This window comes from Thermoanaerobacterium thermosulfurigenes (assembly GCF_051201035.1).
GTDB classification, from domain to species: Bacteria; Bacillota; Thermoanaerobacteria; order Thermoanaerobacterales; family Thermoanaerobacteraceae; genus Thermoanaerobacterium; species Thermoanaerobacterium thermosulfurigenes.
On the sequence record NZ_JBPODR010000023.1, the window covers coordinates 1 to 18,405 of the forward strand.

Annotated in this window: 20 protein-coding genes, 1 tRNA gene and 1 riboswitch; of the genes, 2 read left to right on the forward strand and 19 right to left on the reverse strand. The window is 35.2% G+C overall.

The window, feature by feature from the left end; genetic code table 11:
- Positions 1 to 67: 67 nt before the first annotated feature.
- The 7 genes from HNR52_RS09075 to HNR52_RS09105 all read right to left on the reverse strand — a co-directional run bounded on the left by HNR52_RS09075 (position 68) and on the right by HNR52_RS09105 (position 4,465).
- Positions 68 to 385, reverse strand: a complete 318-nt coding sequence (locus HNR52_RS09075) for an NADH-quinone oxidoreductase subunit NuoE family protein (protein ID WP_492226509.1) — start codon at positions 383 to 385, stop codon at positions 68 to 70.
- A gap of 142 nt (positions 386 to 527) precedes the next feature.
- On the reverse strand, positions 528 to 1,223 hold the full coding sequence (locus HNR52_RS09080; RefSeq protein WP_013788352.1) for a PHP domain-containing protein: 696 nt from the start codon (positions 1,221 to 1,223) through the stop codon (positions 528 to 530).
- Positions 1,220 to 1,549 (reverse strand): DRTGG domain-containing protein, encoded by a 330-nt coding sequence (locus HNR52_RS09085; protein ID WP_435620385.1) that lies wholly within the window; start codon positions 1,547 to 1,549, stop codon positions 1,220 to 1,222. The genes HNR52_RS09080 and HNR52_RS09085 overlap by 4 nt, the downstream gene beginning before the upstream one ends.
- Positions 1,546 to 2,856 (reverse strand): [Fe-Fe] hydrogenase large subunit C-terminal domain-containing protein, encoded by a 1,311-nt coding sequence (locus tag HNR52_RS09090; RefSeq protein WP_013788354.1) that lies wholly within the window; start codon positions 2,854 to 2,856, stop codon positions 1,546 to 1,548. Before HNR52_RS09090 ends, HNR52_RS09085 begins: the two co-directional genes overlap by 4 nt.
- 21 nt (positions 2,857 to 2,877) lie before the next feature.
- Complete coding sequence (locus HNR52_RS09095; RefSeq protein WP_435620386.1) at positions 2,878 to 3,282, reverse strand: ATP-binding protein; 405 nt, start codon at positions 3,280 to 3,282, stop codon at positions 2,878 to 2,880.
- Positions 3,283 to 3,299: 17 nt separating this feature from the next.
- Complete coding sequence (locus tag HNR52_RS09100) at positions 3,300 to 3,653, reverse strand: DRTGG domain-containing protein (protein ID WP_013788356.1); 354 nt, start codon at positions 3,651 to 3,653, stop codon at positions 3,300 to 3,302.
- Between the two features lie 11 nt (positions 3,654 to 3,664).
- Complete coding sequence (locus HNR52_RS09105; protein WP_435620387.1) at positions 3,665 to 4,465, reverse strand: SPOR domain-containing protein; 801 nt, start codon at positions 4,463 to 4,465, stop codon at positions 3,665 to 3,667.
- 140 nt (positions 4,466 to 4,605) lie between these two features.
- Between HNR52_RS09105 and HNR52_RS09110 the strand changes: the two genes are divergently transcribed.
- Positions 4,606 to 5,193, forward strand: a complete 588-nt coding sequence (locus HNR52_RS09110) for a lytic transglycosylase domain-containing protein (RefSeq protein ID WP_435620388.1) — start codon at positions 4,606 to 4,608, stop codon at positions 5,191 to 5,193.
- A 20-nt stretch (positions 5,194 to 5,213) separates the two neighbouring features.
- Here the strand turns inward: HNR52_RS09110 and typA are convergent, their stop codons facing one another.
- Both typA and HNR52_RS09120 read right to left on the reverse strand, forming a co-directional pair.
- Positions 5,214 to 7,037, reverse strand: coding sequence for a translational GTPase TypA (gene typA / locus HNR52_RS09115; protein WP_435620389.1), 1,824 nt, complete (start codon positions 7,035 to 7,037; stop codon positions 5,214 to 5,216).
- A gap of 150 nt (positions 7,038 to 7,187) precedes the next feature.
- Positions 7,188 to 7,883, reverse strand: coding sequence for a C40 family peptidase (locus HNR52_RS09120; RefSeq protein WP_435620390.1), 696 nt, complete (start codon positions 7,881 to 7,883; stop codon positions 7,188 to 7,190).
- Positions 7,884 to 7,886: 3 nt separating this feature from the next.
- A riboswitch (cyclic di-AMP (ydaO/yuaA leader) is annotated at positions 7,887 to 8,017 on the reverse strand.
- 188 nt (positions 8,018 to 8,205) lie between these two features.
- Here HNR52_RS09120 and HNR52_RS09125 point away from each other — a divergent pair.
- On the forward strand, positions 8,206 to 9,126 hold the full coding sequence (locus HNR52_RS09125) for an AEC family transporter (protein ID WP_435620391.1): 921 nt from the start codon (positions 8,206 to 8,208) through the stop codon (positions 9,124 to 9,126).
- 53 nt (positions 9,127 to 9,179) lie between these two features.
- Here the strand turns inward: HNR52_RS09125 and HNR52_RS09130 are convergent.
- The 10 genes from HNR52_RS09130 to HNR52_RS09175 all read right to left on the reverse strand — a co-directional run bounded on the left by HNR52_RS09130 (position 9,180) and on the right by HNR52_RS09175 (position 18,400).
- Positions 9,180 to 9,264, reverse strand: a tRNA-Leu gene (locus tag HNR52_RS09130).
- A gap of 118 nt (positions 9,265 to 9,382) precedes the next feature.
- Entirely contained in the window at positions 9,383 to 10,417 is a 1,035-nt protein-coding gene (locus HNR52_RS09135; RefSeq protein WP_435620392.1) for a nicotinate phosphoribosyltransferase, read from the reverse strand.
- Between the two features lie 18 nt (positions 10,418 to 10,435).
- Complete coding sequence (locus tag HNR52_RS09140; protein ID WP_013788363.1) at positions 10,436 to 10,885, reverse strand: DUF441 domain-containing protein; 450 nt, start codon at positions 10,883 to 10,885, stop codon at positions 10,436 to 10,438.
- Between the two features lie 40 nt (positions 10,886 to 10,925).
- Complete coding sequence (locus HNR52_RS09145) at positions 10,926 to 11,480, reverse strand: lytic transglycosylase domain-containing protein (RefSeq protein ID WP_013788364.1); 555 nt, start codon at positions 11,478 to 11,480, stop codon at positions 10,926 to 10,928.
- A gap of 19 nt (positions 11,481 to 11,499) precedes the next feature.
- Positions 11,500 to 12,096 (reverse strand): dephospho-CoA kinase, encoded by a 597-nt coding sequence (gene coaE / locus HNR52_RS09150; protein ID WP_041592098.1) that lies wholly within the window; start codon positions 12,094 to 12,096, stop codon positions 11,500 to 11,502.
- Between the two features lie 47 nt (positions 12,097 to 12,143).
- Positions 12,144 to 14,747: a DNA polymerase I gene (gene polA / locus HNR52_RS09155; protein ID WP_013788366.1), complete on the reverse strand. Its 2,604-nt coding sequence runs from the start codon at positions 14,745 to 14,747 to the stop codon at positions 12,144 to 12,146.
- 70 nt (positions 14,748 to 14,817) lie between these two features.
- Positions 14,818 to 15,960 (reverse strand): DUF4349 domain-containing protein, encoded by a 1,143-nt coding sequence (locus tag HNR52_RS09160; protein ID WP_435620393.1) that lies wholly within the window; start codon positions 15,958 to 15,960, stop codon positions 14,818 to 14,820.
- Positions 15,960 to 16,517 carry an RNA polymerase sigma factor gene (locus tag HNR52_RS09165; protein ID WP_435620394.1) on the reverse strand — a complete coding sequence of 186 codons (558 nt, stop codon included), beginning with the start codon at positions 16,515 to 16,517 and terminating at the stop codon, positions 15,960 to 15,962. Before HNR52_RS09165 ends, HNR52_RS09160 begins: the two co-directional genes overlap by 1 nt.
- 108 nt (positions 16,518 to 16,625) lie before the next feature.
- On the reverse strand, positions 16,626 to 17,789 hold the full coding sequence (locus HNR52_RS09170; RefSeq protein ID WP_013788369.1) for a L,D-transpeptidase family protein: 1,164 nt from the start codon (positions 17,787 to 17,789) through the stop codon (positions 16,626 to 16,628).
- Positions 17,790 to 17,887: 98 nt separating this feature from the next.
- Complete coding sequence (locus HNR52_RS09175; RefSeq protein WP_435620395.1) at positions 17,888 to 18,400, reverse strand: hypothetical protein; 513 nt, start codon at positions 18,398 to 18,400, stop codon at positions 17,888 to 17,890.
- Positions 18,401 to 18,405: the final 5 nt, after the last annotated feature.

Genomic DNA, 18,405 nt, shown 5'->3' on the forward strand with positions numbered 1-18,405 from the left:
AAAAACGGAAAATCACATATTTCTAGCTGCTCTTAGTTAAATTATATAAATCAACGTGTTTATCACTCTATAAATTTTTAAATGCGAAATCTCTGGCAGAACCTTTTACGTAACAAGCGGTACCAAGACAAACGCCGATTTTGTACTTTCCGGATGGCTTTAATGTAAAGCGGGAATAAAACGTCGCAATGCCAAATATCTCTGTCAATGGTACATTCATTTCTTCTGAAATAAATTGCTGGACTTCTATAGGCAAATAGCCAAATATTTCTTGAGCCTCGTTCATGACGGCAATCAGAGAACCGTCTGTATCTTTCAACTGGTCTATCACTTTTTTTAACTTGTTTATATTTTCTTCGCTGAATTTTTCGTAGATTGCCTGCATCTAATTACCCTCCTTTTAAAAAAATCTTTAAAATTGCAAAATAGGACATAATTATTATACCATATGTTAATTATTTTTTTAACAGTTAAAAATAAAAATTTTTTTATTTTCTGATAATCCCGACTAATTTGATATGTTTTCTTTACTTGCACATCCAATCAACTATCATGTCCAAGTCATCTAAATCAAGGCAATTTATCCTTTCGTTTATGTGCCCTAAATGATGAGCATCAGAAGAAGTAATTACTTTATACTTCTTTATACATTCGTCCACAAAGCTATTGTGAATAAATGTTGAAGACACTTCCACAGTTTTAAGATTTGATATATTTGGTATAAAACCGAGATTTGAAATGATGCTGTAAGAAGTGCGATCTATGTGAGCAGGCACAGCAGCACCAATGCCATCCATCATTCTAAAGATTTCATCAACAGAAAAGCTGCTGGAAGATAGAAGCAGCTTTTCTGCTTCATCCACAATATTGTCGTCTTTATCCATAATTAATTGATTTCCAAAAATGTATTTGTTATTTTTTACGCAGTCTAAGCTATTATAAATCATTTCACCAAATTTCAAACAGTCAAGAATATCAAAAAAATAACATAATACATGAACTTCTTCCTTTGTCTGAACTTCTATGCCTGGTATAAACTTTATTCCTTTATGCTGGCATAATTCATGGACGGCTTCTACATTTTTAGTTGAATTGTGATCTGTCAAAGATATTACATCAAGCCCTTTTATTAAAGCCATATTGACGATATTATTAGGCGTCATATCATCGTCAGCACATGGCGATAATGATGAATGAATATGCAAGTCATAGTAAAACTTCATTTAATCATCTCGCTTAATTTAACTGCTGCTTCATATGAACTGCCATTAAACGCTATGACAGGTATGTTTTCCTCATCAGCCTTTTCTTTAGCATTTTCATCAAGTTTTTCGCCTTCACAGATGATGATGCAGCTTATCTCTGTCATAACAGCAACCGCAATTACATTTACATGCGTCTGAATCGTCACCCATGCACTTCCACTTTTCACGTGAGACATTACAAAGCTTAACAAATCACACACATAGACATTGCTTACTTCCTTTTCTATGCCTCCTTCTCCTGCTACCAAAGTAAACTCCTGACTTAAAATATCCTTTACTTTCAAGGTTTTTCCTCCTTATCACTGCCTATTACAGGCGGAATTTTAATTGAAAGTTTGTTTATTTCTTCTGCCAATATTTTAATCCTATCTTTTAATTTAAAGATGCAGTCATATTCGCTGGCAAATCCTTTTACTATATCCTCTGCAAGGGCTCTGCATCCAGGAGAGCCACAAGAACCGCAATCAAGCCCTGGCAAACTTTTGTAGATTTCATCAATTGAGTTCATCATGTCAATAGCTTTGTCTATATCCTCATCTAAATTTAAGACATCACTTTTTTTAAGTTTGACATTTAGCATAAACTCATTAAAATCAACCTCTATATATTTTTTTACTACCACATCTTTATTTAATTTTTCTTTTAGTTTCATTATTCTGTTTCTTGCAACAAAATTATTTGCGACAGTCAAAGGTCCTCCGACACACCCTCCAACACACGCAAGACCCTCAAAGAAATCAATATCGTCTAATTTACCTAACTCAATCTCTTCCAGCACACCTATGACATTTTGAATCCCATCTACAAAAAGGCAATTTTCCAATGATGTACCGTACGATTCACCCCCTGCATTTGCCCATCCAACGCCGATCATTGATGAAGTATGCTCGATTTTCTTCTCCACAAATTTTCTTTTGTCTAATATCATGCTGTAGACATCCCTCATAGAGAAAGCACCATTTATAAACGATTTTTCAATACCTATGGGGTTCTTTATGCTGGTGACTTTTGCAGCACATGGAGATATAAAAAACACCCCTATTTCTTCATCACTAAGCCCTGTCTTCTTCTTGGCCTCATCTCTGGCAATTTTTCCAGCCACTTCAACAGGTGGCATTATGTCCAAAATATTATCCATCAATGAAGGAAATCTCTGCTGTATAAGCCGGACAATAGCAGGACACGCAGAAGATATAATAGGCTTTTTGTAATCTTTCGTCTTTACTATATTCCTCGTTATATACGATACGATGTCAGCAGCATAAGCAACCTCAAAAACTTCGTCAAACCCGCATGACTGCAAAGATGCCAGTATGTCGCCTATTGTCATGTCTTTAAATTGACCGTAAAGAGAAGGCGCAGGAAGAGCAATTTTATACTTGTAATTTTCCATCATTCCTATATCATCTGTCACCACGACTTTAGCATGATAAGGACACACCCTTACGCACTCTCCACAGTCAATACATTTCTCTTTTATTATCTTTGCTTTCCCATCTCTTACACGTATTGCCTCAGTAGGGCACCTTTTTATACAATTGGTACAACCTTTGCATCTATCTCTATCAAGAGTTACAGAATGAAAGTACATTGAAAACAACCACCTTAAAATTTAAAAATTAATCGTCATGACGATCTTCGTTCCTCTTTCATCGTGACTTACTATTTCCATATTATCGGCGTTTCGCTTCATGTTAGGTAAACCCATTCCTGCACCAAACCCCATTTCAATCACTTCTTTTGGCGCTGTGGAATATCCTTCTTTCATAGCCAGCTCTAAATCTTTTATGCCAGGACCTGTATCCTCAGCAATTATCAAAATTTTGTCAGAATATATTTCAAAATGCATCTTACCTCCATAAGAATGAATGACTATATTCATCTCGGCTTCATAAGCTGCAATAGACGCCCTTCTGACTATGTCAGAAGGTATTGAAAGCATAAGCAGCGTCTTCCGGAACTTGCTTGACGATTCTCCTGCGGATGAAAAATCTCTTGCTTTGACATCAAAATCCATTGTATACGGCTTCACGATTAAAATTCACTCCCACAATTAAGTCCATTTTTATATAAAAGACCACAAGCGATAAAAAGCGGATAATCTGTCTTCATAATTACTATCGATGCGGAATCTGCCATTTTTAAGATCTCAGGTCCAGGCTTTTTACCTCTCACAAAGACGATGCACACTATATCGCCTAAGACCTCCGCTGTCCTAACAACTTGAACATTTGTAAGTCCTGTTAAAAGCAGAGACTTTTCATCTTTTGAAGCCAAAACATCGCTCATCAAGTCTGCACCACATGCCGTATTTACTTCTTCAGATAATCTATCATAGCCGCAAAGCACTTCCGCGTTTAATATTTCTTTCACTTTCTCAAGTTTCATGCTACACTCCCCTATTTTAAAGAACTCACGCTGTCATAATACTGCTCTATGGAATCCATAAGAAGCTTCTGAGTTAGCCTGTAAGCATTTCCATCATCTAATTCAAACGATGTCTTTATATCACCAAAATTGTTTAAAATTTGACTATTAATTGCCTCCGTATCATCTAAAATTTTTTTTAAATTTTCATCTATATTTCTATTATAAGTCATATTGCTATACTTTTTAAAGTACTTTTCTGTATCATCGATATCTTTTTCGCTGACAGTTCCAAAAGCTATTTTATAAGAAAGCTGTGATAAATGTGACAAACTGCTTAAAAAAACATTTAACCTATCAATTACTTCCTTCACATCTTTTTCTGAATTTTTTTCATAATATACCTGATAAACAGGTCCATAGTACAAAGCCACAGATGAATTAATGCCACTTTTACTAAGCTTTAAACTGAAATCATCGGCATCTTTTTTATCCATAAATTGTCCCAAACACAAAATATAACTTTCACCATCTTTAAGGATTTCTCCGTAGATTCCTTTCATGGTAAGCAAATTCAAATTATATGAAGCATCTTTTTCATCGCTGTACTGGCCTATTTTTATGATGTAATAATTAAGCTGGGGTATCTTCACAGAATAAGCATTCATGCTTTTTTCAGATAGTTTAGCTATATAAGGTTTTATAGCATACTGAGAAATTATAAATCCTATCCCTATAGATGCAACTATTGATAAAAGCAATAACAATATAATCCTTTTAAAACCTAATTTTGTATTTTTCTTACTTTCTTCGTCTGTATACACATCAATCACCTAATTATATATTCTACACCGATCACTAAAATCCTTTTTGCAAATCATTCATTATTTGAGACTATATTCTCATTTTTTAAAACAAAAAAGGATTTTTAAATTTTATGTCGAATTATAAAAAATATAGGAGGTTTTTGAAAATGGACTATGTAGATTCAATCATCGAAAGCAGATTTAGCGATATACAATCGCGATTGCCTGTAAAAATAAACCTGGTGGATAAAAGCAATTCATTTCAGGACATCTTAAATGAATTGATAAGCGAAGGCACCACTTCAACTGAAGATATAAAATCAGAAACAATTGATTTTAGTAATAAAACGCCAGATATGACTGGCGTATCAAAAGACAAAATAGAAAGCTATATAAATGAGGCTTCAAAAAAATACGGCGTCAGCAAAGATTTGATAGATGCTGTCATAAAAGCCGAATCAGACTACAATCCTTATGCTGTATCAAGTGCAGGCGCAATGGGCCTAATGCAGTTAATGCCGTCAACAGCACAGTATTTAGGTGTAACAAATCCTTTTGACCCAGAAGAAAATATCGATGGTGGAACAAAATTGCTAAGCCAACTGCTTAATAAGTACAACAATACCGCATTAGCTTTAGCAGCATACAATGCAGGAGAAGAATCTATAAATAAATACAATGGCATACCACCATATGAAGAAACCATAAACTACATAAGCAAAATACTAAATGACACATCCGATGGTTCAAAATAAAAAAGGGGTCATACCCCCTTTTATTGTTTATATTTAGCATTTTTATACCTTTGTTGCGTACTCAATATCTTTTTTCTAAGCCTTATGCTTTTAGGCGTAACTTCCACAAGTTCATCGTTGGCGATAAACTCCAAAGCTTCTTCAAGCGACATTTCTCTAACTGGTGAAAGCCTTAATGCCTCATCTGCAGTGGCAGAACGCAAATTAGTAACATGCTTTTTCTTACAAACATTGACATCTATATCATCACTTCTGGAGTTTTCACCAACTATCATACCTTCGTACACTTCGACGCCTGGACCTACAAAAAGAGTTCCTCTTTCTTGTGCATTGTAAAGTCCATAAGTCGTTGTAGTGCCAGCTTCAAAAGCCACTAAAGACCCTCTCGATCTTGTAGGTATATCCCCTTTGTACGGTTCATAGTCATAGATTATAGATGTCATTATCCCATTTCCCTTGGTATCAGTAAGAAATTCAGAGCGATATCCTATGAGGCCTCTTGTCGGTATCTTAAATTTCAGCCTTAATGTACCAGGTTTTAAAGTATGCATATCCATAAGCTCTCCTTTTCTTGAGCCCATCTTTTCCATGACTACACCCATGTAATCTTCTGGTATGTCAATAGTAACAAGCTCAATAGGCTCGTGCTTGACACCATTTATCTCCTTTATAATCACAGATGGCTTAGATACCTGAAGCTCATATCCTTCACGCCTCATAGTCTCTATCAAAATGGATAAATGCAACTCGCCACGTCCAGATACTTTAAATGCTTCTGTCGTCTCCGTCTCCTCAACCCTTAATGCTACATTCGTTTCAAGCTCTTTAAAAAGCCTTTCTCTTAAATGCCTTGATGTCACGTATTTGCCTTCCCTACCTGCAAACGGACTCGTATTTACGCCAAATGTCATCGAAATGGTTGGCTCTTCTATTTCAACAAAATCTACAGCCTCTGGCTTTTCTGGATCGGCTATCGTCTCTCCAATCTCAATGTCGCTTATACCTGATACAGCTACTATATCACCCAACTTAGCATCATCAACCTGTACTCTTTTCAAACCTTCATATTGATACAGATTGCTTAATTTAACATTTTGCACAGACCCATCTCTCTTGCATATTGCCACATTTTCACCTGATACAATTTTACCTCTAACCACTTTTCCAATAGCGATTCTCCCAATGTAATCATCATAGTCAAGTGTGGTAACAATAAGCTGCAGCGGATCATCTATATTACCTTCTGGCGCCGGAATCTCTTTTAAGATAGTATCAAAAAGAGGACGCAAATCTACTGATTCATCCTTTAAGCTTAACTTAGCAATGCCTTCTCTGGCAGAAGCATATACTACAGGAAAATCAATCTGATCATCATCAGCACCAAGCTCAATAAAAAGATCGAGGACTTCATCAATGACTTCCTCTGGCCTTGCATCAGGTCTATCGATTTTGTTAACAACTACTATAGGTTTTAAATTAAGCTCTAAAGCCTTGCTTAATACAAATCTGGTTTGAGGCATTGGTCCTTCAAAAGCATCTACAAGCAACAATACACCATCAACCATTTTTAATACCCGTTCTACCTCACCACCAAAATCAGCATGCCCTGGTGTATCAACTATGTTTATCTTTACACCATTATACCTAATAGCTGTATTCTTTGAAAGAATAGTTATTCCTCTTTCTCTTTCTAACTCATTTGAATCCATTACTCTCTCTTCGACTTTTTCGTTCTGCCTAAAAATGCCGCTTTGCTTAAGCATACCGTCTACTAAAGTTGTTTTCCCGTGATCAACATGCGCTATTATAGCTACATTCCTTATATCGTCCCTTACAAACCCCATTTAGGTTAACTCCTTCCACACAAATGCAAATTTTATACAATATATAATGATATATTAATATGCCTAAATAGTCAACAAACTATAAAATATCGCCTAAAAAATGCATCAAAAAAAGACACATGAAAGTGCCTTTTTGTCGTTATATTTAGTTTACTGTATAACCCTTCTGGCTGCAGCATAGTGAGTGCTGTAGTAATCTTCATATAAAGAGCTTGTCATGACTTTTCCAGCACCAGATGAAGCGTGCATAAACTGCCCATTTCCTATGTATATCCCAGCATGGTTTATTATGCTGCTCCCTAATGTCTTAAAAAACACCAAATCACCAGGCTGCAAATCTGCTCTATCAACGTAAGTTCCTACTGTAGCTTGAACATCAGCAGTCCTTGGCAAACTAATACCGACGCTTTTAAAGACGTATTGAGTAAAACCAGAACAATCAAAACCCGATGGAGATTCACCACCGTAAACATACCTTGTTCCTAAAAACTCTTTACCAAAATCGATCAGCCTTGAGGCAATGCTTCTATCAACATCACCCCTTGACACCGTACTTGAAGACCTTAATGAAAGGTACTTTCCATATATCCAGCCTACAGTCCCATCTGAAAGCTTTATGTTGTACCAGCCATTATCCTGTCCAATCACTGTAACCACATCGCTATAATTTAACTGTGTGATAACCATTGACGACAAGTTTCCGCCATTTCTGACATTTACACCGTTTCCAATGACGACGCCACTTCCAAGATCTGCTGCATAAATATGTGTAAGCATCGAAGAACCTACCATAGTCATGCCGAAAACGGATACACCAAAAATAAATTTACCTAATTTGCTATTCATAGCTAATCTCCTTCCTTTTGCCTCCGGAGTTAGTTGACGGGTGCGGGATAGAAGGTACCCCTACTGCATATGGCAGATTAACCCCAAACATGAAAAATCCTCCGTACCTAAATAGGATTCGGCAAGATTGCTAATATGTACAAGTTTCTTTTATTTTATCAAAAACGATTAATAAAGTCAATGTTTTCATAATAATTTTTTAAGATTTTTTTAATAAACTCTTAATATATTTTATAAAAAATTTATAAATTTGTTACAATCTCTATAAATAAGAAGCTTGTTGTAGTATAATTTTATTTGATATACGAAAAGGAGGATATGAATGAGTCAAATAGTCATACTTCAAAAAATCGCAATAAGCATCATCATAATATTTTTCGGTTACGCAGTAAAGAAAATGAAATTTCTACCTGCAGAAACGGGAAAGGTAATAAATAGTTTTATCATATACATAACATTACCTGCCAGCATCGCAAAAGTTTTCTTGACTACAAAAGTAAATACAAACTTGTTCGTTTTAACATTATCAGGCTTTGCTTTCGGCTTCATCACTTTTCTTGTAGGCTTTTTAGCCTTTAGAAACGCAAATTTAAAAAGAGAAACAAAAGGCACTTTAATTATATCTCTCTGCGGATATAACATAGGTCTTTTCGCTTTCCCGTTTATCCAACAAATTTACGGCAACAATGGTCTTTTGCACATTGCCATGTTTGACATGGGAAATTCATTTAACGTCTTTGGAATCGCATATATCGCTGCATATGTATTTTCTCAAAGTGATAAATTAGATCTAAAGAAAGTATTTAAAAAGATCTTGTACTTTGTGCCTTTTGATACGTATATAATAGCCTTCATATTGAATATCATAGGTATTAAATTCCCAAGCTTAATCGTTAACCTGGCAGAACAAATTTCAATGCCTAATACAACATTGGCTTTGTTTGTAATAGGATACTTTCTTGATTTTAATTTAGAAAAGGATGAAATTTTATCGCTACTTAAAGGACTTGCCATTAAATATGCACCAGGCATAGCATTATTTTTTGTCTTGCCTCTGTTTTTCAATACCGCATCAATGACAATTAAAACCATAATGTTAGGAACTATCATGCCAACAGCGCTTGTAGCAGTCATATATTCTGATGAGAGAAATCTAAACACCAAACTTGCATCGATCTTTATAACGACAACGACGATTGTTGCGATTGTATTCATGTCAATTATAATGGTAAAGTGGCATTAAAAAAAAAAAGCCTTTTGAAAGGCTTTTTTTATGTAAAATATTTATTTTCATTTTGGTGCGGAGGGCGGGACTTGAACCCGCACGGAAAACTCCATACGCCCCTCAAACGTACGCGTCTGCCTATTCCGCCACCCCCGCGTCACAACATCGTTAGCACATTAGTTATTATATAATGTTTTTTTGTTTGTGTCAATACCTTTTTGTATAAATTGCGATTCATTTAGTATTATACAGACAAGCATAGATTCATGTCTGTCTATATTATCCTCTTTAATTTTGCATTCTCTATCCTTCCGGGAATTCTACCTCTTTTAGCAATAGGTTTTCCTTCCACTTCTTTAATATCCATCGTCATATCTATAGGAGATGCATCTGATATATAACTACCAACACCAAATGCATCTGCACCGCTTAATGCAAGCTCTTTTATCCTTTCTGGTGTAAGCCCACCAGACACAATGATCTTGACATTGTCAAACCCTTTTTGGTTAAGCCTCTGCCTAAGCTCATACACAAGGCTTGCTGTCACACCCCCTCTTTCCGATGGCGTATCCAATCTTATGCCATACAACCTATCTCCTAAAAATTCAGCCACTCTCAATGATTCTTCAATTTCATCTTTAAATGTATCTACTAAAATAGTTATTTTCTCATCTTTAGGCGTTATCTCACTGTAAGCCTTTGCTACAGTAAGAGTGTCGCCAGCTATCAGAAAAGCCGCATGTGGCACTGTGCCCTTTGGTTCACGGCCTAAAAGCTTTGCTCCCAATATACAGCTAGCATCATCAGCACCACCTATAAGGGCGGCCCTTTCCATGACAGGCGCCACTGCAGGATGCACATGTCTTGCGCCAAAACAAAGTAAAGGCTTGTCTGGAATAACTTCTTTAAGCTCTCTTGCTGCAGTAGCCCATCCGCATGAACTTGCCAACATACCCAATATCACAGTTTCATACGTGCCAAACTCGTTGTACGGTCCAATGATTCTCATAACAGTCTCTTTTGCTTCAAAAGTCTCTCCTTCATCTATAGACCACACTTCAATGTTTTTATCTTTTAAGACATTTTTTACTTCAGGCAGCCCTGCAAAAACACCACTTCTTCTTGCAAATATCTCTGCCGTTACAACTTTCCCGTCAATCCCTAAATGCTTTAAAATATCTTGCGTCCTTAAAAAATAAACGTCTGTAGTCGCGCCATTTTTTATCTCATCATGTGTAGCGGAAAAAAACTCTCTATCATTGCTTACCTTAACTTCCCTTAAGTCTTCAAGATGTTTGATAATTTTCATATGTATTCTTCTCCCTCTCTATAATCTAAATATCCTAAGTAAGATTGTCGTAATGCCAAGGGCTATCATTGGACCAACCGGTGCTCCCTTAAAGAAGCTTACACCAATCACAGTACCCAGCAAAACACCTACAACACCATTTGTATCTACTTTCATGGCGTTAAGGCCTATAGATGCCAATATAGCTACAATTATCCCGGCAATAACTGTAATAACCCCCTCCACGCTTTTTGCAGCATTTAAAAAATCATCAATTGACACTTTGCTCATTGCAAGAGGTGATAAGGCTCCCATAGTCAATACTATTATACCAAGATTCATGCCATTTTTCGATACAAATTGATTAATTATTTCCAAGTTCATAAGCTTAATCAAAAGAAGCATTATAATAGCAGCCGCAGCGTTGTTGTTTTCCCCTATAATGCTGAAAAACAACATGATGGATAGAATTAAGACCCCAAAATCCATTTAAAATCCCTCGCAGCATAATGTTGTGCAATGTTTCAAGTCATTTATATAAATTTGTGTAAATCTTATAATACTTAAGCACCTTTTTAATGTACTTATCCGTCTCTAAAAAAGGCACTTTTTTGAGATTGCTGCCATTTTCTGAATACCTCTTGTCTTTTAACCAATTTGAAACATTGCCACTTCCTCCATTATATGCGGCTACTGCCAAAGTGACATCATTATTAAATTGTTTTAAAAGGTATTTTAGATACCATGTTCCTATATTTATATTGTAATCTGGATTAAAAAGCATATTAACGCTAAAATTTTTGATGCCTATGTAATTAGCAACCCAAGTTCCTGTCTCAGGTATCACCTGCATAAGGCCTATAGCACCTTTATTTGAAACGCTGTCAGGATTAAAATTGCTTTCTGCCTTTATCATAGCAAAGACCAAATTAGGATCTACTCCATACTGATTTGAATAGAAGTATACCTGTTGACTGTATTTTTTAGGATACAATTGCTTTAAAAACCAATTTGTCTTGACTCCATATACCGTCAAAACAGTAACTGCTACTACTATCACCAATATGACTTTTTTTAACTTCAATATAATACCTCCAGATGTTCTATTTTGAAAAACGCCCCCACAATAGCTCAACTTGTCTTTTTATAGCATTAAAATCCTTGCAGTTATTAATTATAAAATCTGCGTACTTCATTTTGTCCTCTATAGACATCTGGCTCTTAATACGGTTTAATGCGTCTTTATAGCTTAAATTGTCTCTTTTCATAAGCCTTCTAATCTGTGTCTTTTTATCAACAACCACAAGCCATACTTCATCTACCATATTAAAAAGCTTCATCTCAATTAGCAATGCTGCATCAAGCACGATGGCTTTCTCTTTGCCTTTTTTTCTCTCTTCCTCTATTATATCTTTTATCCTTTTTATTATTTCCGGATGCGTAATTTCATTTAATTTATTCAATTTTTCTTTATCAGCAAAAACAAGGTTACCCAGTTTTCTCCGGTCTATCTCGCCATCTTTTCGCAAAATCTCTCTTCCAAATACGCTTATTAATATATTATATGTCTCAGTCCCCTTTATCATAATCTCTCTTGAAACGACATCAGCGTCAATTATTACTGCTCCAAGACTTTTTAATATGGATGAAACGGTGCTTTTTCCTGACGCTATTCCCCCTGTCAATCCGATAACTTTCACCATCGCACCTCCAATCTATATAATTTAAAAGTGTCCATAAGACACTTTTATTTTGCATCATACCAGTTTTTCCCTTGCCCTATATCTACAACTAAAGGAACTTTCAACTTTATGATATTTTCCATTATTGATTTTAGAAGCTCCTTGACTATTTCAACTTCATCAGGATGTGTGTCAATTATAAGCTCATCGTGCACCTGAAGAATAAGTCTTGATTTCAATCCTCTTTCCTTTAATTCATTGTATACTTTAACCATCGACATCTTTATTATATCCGCAGCGCTACCTTGAATAGGTGTATTCATTGCCATTCTCTCGCCAAAAGATCTTTGGTTAAAATTTTTTGAATTGATTTCCGGTATGTATCTTCTCCTATTTAAGATAGTCGTAACATACCCATTTTCCTTTGCAAATTTGACAATTGAGTCGATGTAATTTTTGACGCCCTTGTACCTGTCAAAATAATTGTCTATGTATTCTTTCGCTTCTTTTCGCGAAATCTTTAAGTCTTTAGATAAGCCGTAATCGCTTATACCATATACAATACCAAAGTTGACAGCTTTCGCCCGCCTTCTCATTTCACTTGTCACTTCTTCTTTCGAAACCTTAAAAACCTCCGATGCCGTCCTTAAATGTATATCTTCGTTGTTCAAAAATGACTCAATAAGTTTTTCATCCTCTGAAAGATGTGCAAGAACCCTTAGCTCAATCTGAGAATAATCAGCAGATATTATAAGCCCATCTTCATAACTTGATACAAATGCCTTTCTTATCCTCCTGCCAAATTCTTCTCTTACAGGTATGTTCTGCAGATTAGGCTCTGTTGAGCTAATTCTCCCTGTAGCAGCAACTGTTTGTTTAAACGTAGAGTGGACCCTATTATTTTCATCCATGATGGGAATGAAGCCATCTATGTACGTAGATTTAAGCTTCATAAGCTGTCTATATTCTATTATTTCTCCTACTATGTCATTGTACGGTATAAGTTCTGCAAGGACTTCCATGTCAGTCGAATACCCTGTTTTAGTCTTTTTTATTGCTGGCAAATTCAGTTTATCAAACAAAAATTCTGATAACTGCTTTGTAGAGTTAATATTAAATTCGTATCCAGCAGCATCGTAAATATCTTTTACAATCTTATCTGTCTTTTCATCTATTTCTTTAGAAATACTTCTAAGTACATCTTTATCTAATGTAAAGCCGTACACCTCCATAGATTTTAGCACTTCAATAAGCGGAATTTCCACATTTTTTAAAAGATCTTCCATCTCCATCTCTTTTATAAATGACATGAGCTTATCTTTTAACTTAGATAAGTTTGATGCGGCTGAACACATATAATCGACTAAAAGCTTTTTGTCAATGTCATCGTAGCTCTTTTTATTCCTGCCCTTGCCTACTATATCATCTATGTTTTGCAAATCCTCTTTCAAGTATTTTTTCAATACGCGACTTATGTCGTAATTCGACTCAGACGGATTTAAAAGATAAGTCATTATGGCCGTATCTAAAATCTTACAATTAAGTTCAATACCGCAGTATGAAATGTTTACTAAAAAATCTTTCAGATCGTGTCCTATCAACGTAAGCTTATCATTATTAAGCAATTTAAAATTGTCATAATCATCAATCTCTACAAAAAACGATCCGTCACCGCAAGCAAATGATACTGCTTTTATCTTTCCATCATATATGAATGGATACAATGACAAAACATCAAACTTTCCTAAAACATTTTTAACGTATGTAAAATCTCTTACAGGCCATTCTTTAATATCCTTTGTATCACGACTATCATCTTTTAAATCTGAGATGAGGCTTGAAAATTCCAATTTTTCAAATAGCTCTGTAAGCTTATTGACATCGTAATTTTTAACCGCGTATTCATTCAAATCAATATCAATAGGAACATTTCTCTCAATCGTAGCAAGCCGTTTGCTTAAAACAGCTAATTCTGCATTGTTTTCTACATTTTCTTTTATTTTCCCTTTTAACTTATCTGTATTCATCAGTAAATTTTCAATTGATCCAAATTCTTTAACAAGCTTTATGGCCGTCTTCTCCCCTATATTGGGCACTCCTGGAATGTTGTCTGATTTGTCTCCCATAAGCCCTTTCAAGTCTATGAATTGAAGCGGCGTCACTTCATACTTTTCAAAGACCGCCTTTTCATCGTACTCATCCATCTGCGTTATGCCTTTTTTACATATTTTTACTTTTACATTTGCCGACACAAGCTGAAGCGCATCTCTGTCGCCTGTGACGATAAGCACATCCATCCCACTTTCGGAAGCAATTTTTGATACTGTACCAATGATATCATCTGCTTCAAATCCCTCTATCTCGATGGTCTTTATGTTAAATGCATTTATCACATCTTTTAAAATATCCACCTGTTCTATCAGCTCTTCTGGCATCGACTGGCGGGTTCCTTTATAAGCACTGTACTCCTTGTGCCTAAATGTAGAAGCCTTTTTATCGAAAGCTATTGCTATGTAGTCTGGTTTCTCCTCCTCCAGCAATTTAAGAAGCATCATTGAAAAACCGTATATGGCATTTGTATGCATTCCTTCGCTGTTCATCAAATCAGGCAGGGCAAAATACGCCCTGTACATCAAGCTATTACCATCTATGATCAAAAATTTCGACATACACTCACTCCTATTTAACTTCTTGTAATCTAATATACCGCAAAAAAAAGAGGATGTAAATTGTCCATGATTATTTTTTGAACAATCTATATCCTTTATATGCAAGATATATGAGTATTGCAAATGGCAACAGGTATATTATCATCACAATTACATACTTTATAAATTCGAAAAATACATTGAAGCTTTTTGCCCCTGCATTTAAAACATCTTTAAAAAAACTTCCATCAAAGATTTTACCTATCGCAGATTGAGGGACAACTGACAGGAAAGTTAAATTAATGGTGCTCATGTTTGTCATGCTATCCCACAGCTTTATCTGACTTTTGTACGAATCAATCTGGGTCTGCACATCATTTAATTTGTCTTCAATCTGCAATATGTCTGAAATGTTTGAAGCTTTTTTCATCAAGTTTTGGAGGCTTTCCTCTTGTATCTCTAAATTTTTTATTCGTGCTTGAACATCGTAATACTGCTCTGTAATATCGCTGCTGTTTATCCTAATCATCTTGACATGGCCTAAAGACTTAATGTTTGATATGGCATACTCAAAATCATCAGCAGGAATCTTTAGCACGATGTTGACTGTCTTTTGACCACTTTCTGAAGTATTTTCACTTGTGCTTTCAATATACCCATTGTACTGTTTGCTTATGTTTAAAATCTTGTTATAGCCTTCATCTACAGAATTCATCTCAATGGATATTGCAGCGTCTTTTGTTATTTTCCTCTCGTATCCTGAATCTAAACCTCTATTTGTCTGATTCGAACTGCTATAAACGCTATTTTTCAGATTCGGTGCAGCTTCTTTCCCTCCTGTAGAAGCCTCCGATGAATAATTTGCAGCACTTTTGACGCTTAAAGGCGGCTGAGAAGACAATTTAATATTATTCATCAAAAAATCAAATCCGAATGACAATACAAATATTGAAGCGATAACGGCAGCAGCAATTGCAAACATCCTTTTTATCGGCTTCCGACGATTATTTTTCTTTTCTTCAATCAATTTGATGTGAAGCATCTCGCCAAAATTATCTGGCAACTCTAAAGGAGGCATATTTTCTAAAAGCCTTTTTGTATATAGAAGCTCATTGTATTCCAATTTGCATTCTTCACATGAATCTAAATGTGTCCGTACATCGTCCATTGATTTTCTATCCAGTTCTTCGTCTATATAGAGATTTAATAGCCTTCTGACTGCATAGCACTCCATCACAATTGCCTCCTTTCATCAAAAATATTTATAAAGCCCGGTATTTTTTTGAGATTTTCTTTAAGCGCACTTCTGGCTCTGGATATCCTGGACTTTACTGTCCCGATATTTGAATTTGTTATTTCTGCTATTTCACTGTATGTAAGCCCTTCTATATCTCTAAGTATTATTGCGATTTTGTAATCATTCTTAAGCTTGTTCAATTCACTCATGATTATATCTCTCGTCATCTTATCGTCGAAAATATCTTCAGGCGTTTTGAAATCACTTATATTGTGCAATTGTTCTTCAACACCTTTTCTCTTTCTCATAAAATCAAGAGAAGTATTTACAGCGATCCTGTATAGCCACGTCTTAAACTCACTTTTGCTTTTAAACTTTTTTATATTCACAAATACTTTGATAAACGTCTCTTGCGTCAAATCCAACGCATCTTCTTTGTTTCCAACTATCCTGTATATGACATTGTAAATGTAATTCTGATAAGATACTATAACATTTTCAAACGATTCAATGTCTCCTTCCTGTGCTTTAAAAAGGAGCTGTCTTTCATCCAACAATAAAACCTCCCCTCACTGTGATTTGACGAAAAAAGAAGTGATAAGTTCCAAACGATCTGTCATTTCTATTTTAGCAGATTGAGAAAAAAAGCACAAAAAAAGGCGCTAATCGCGCTTAATGTATATTTTATTTGATGATGAATCTACAGTGATATTTAACCCATATAAACTTCTCAAATCTTTTTGATTTATGTACGATTTGCTTTCGTATATTTTGTATTTAATACTTTTGCCATCTACAATAACTCCCTTTTGCGGATCCCATTCCACCGTATGTCCTGCCGCAATAAAAAATTCTTTGATTGGAATGTAAATATCTCTATTTTGATAATCTGCGTAATTAGTGGTAGACAAAAACTTGCCATCATAGTAAATTATATTTCCAATCATTTTAATCGTATTTGTATCATCGTCTACAATAAACTTTAAACCTGTCAAATTTGCTATATCATCAATGTTTACGTAGTTTGCATTGTCTACTGAAACTGATTTTAAATCCTTAATTTTCTCGTCATCAATGTTTAAATAACCTTTTAGATCACCAACCCACATATAAAATTGGCCATCCTGAGATCTGTACACATTGCTGCTGACAAGTTCATTGTTTCTGATAACCTTATATCCTTCCGAAAATACCAACGGATCTTTCACATTTACGTATTTGTACAATTTTCTAAATGTATCATCGCTTACTTTTATGCCGTAATTTTGCAGCTCACTTTCAATGTGCTGCCTTGTATTCAAGCCTTTTTTGTAGAAATCCGGATACACGAATAATGCCATGCCGCCAGTCGGAGAAGTCTTTGGAAAAATCGTTTGGTATACCACATTCACAATGTCGCCGTAACTTACCATATCAAAAAGTTCTTCGACATCCGCTTCGTACATCCTTATGCATCCCGACGACGCCAAAGTGCCTATGGATGATGGCATGTTATTCCCATGTATTCCATAATCGCTGTAAAACCCCATCCATCTATATCCCAAAGGATTATCAGGTCCTGATGGTACAACTTCGCCATTCCACGGCGATACCCATTTAGGATTTACTTGCTTATTTATGATCCTGTATGTTCCCAATGGGGATGTAGAAATGATCTTGCCAACTGCTATCGGATAAAGTTTTGACATATTTTGCGAGACAAAATATATTGTCCTTGACGGTATATTGACTGTCATGGTATTTGTAAAACCGTAAGATGGTGTCGCATTAAACGCTAAAATAATAAAAATCGCAAATACCACGATAAATCTGTTTTTTGCTTGCAACGCTTGCACCTCTTTTCACAAATTTTATCGATCTAAAGCGCAGGCCTTTAAAGACGCGCTTAATACTTTATCTATGATAAAATTTGTGAAAATATGAATCACATTTTTTTGTTTATTTCTTCTTTTAATACTTTCAAATTTGGTGCTGAAAAGACAATATCATTTGCATATCTGTCAAATAGCAAAAAGTAATAGATTTTAATTGGTGATTTTAATTGTACTTCTAATAAACTTTTTTTCGAAATGATCAAACTGCAAACATCGTTTTTTAAGTTAATACCTCTTTTATAATTAATTTTTTTCTCTATTTCATTTATTTCAGCGATGTTGTCGTATCTTATTCTGACAAAGCCCATGATGCCCAATGATACGACAAAATAATCTTCAAGCAAAATGACTTGTGAAATGCCTATAGAAAATAATGCAACTGTCAAAGCCATAGACAAGATTATGTAAAGTATCCACCACAATACAGACAGCTCCACATTGATACCTTTCATATTGACATCTACGAAGACAAACACAAACAATACAGCCACACTTAATAAAATGATAAATGTAACAAAATACAAAAGCAGTCTTTCAATTCTATCTAACATGTAATACTTCATGGCTT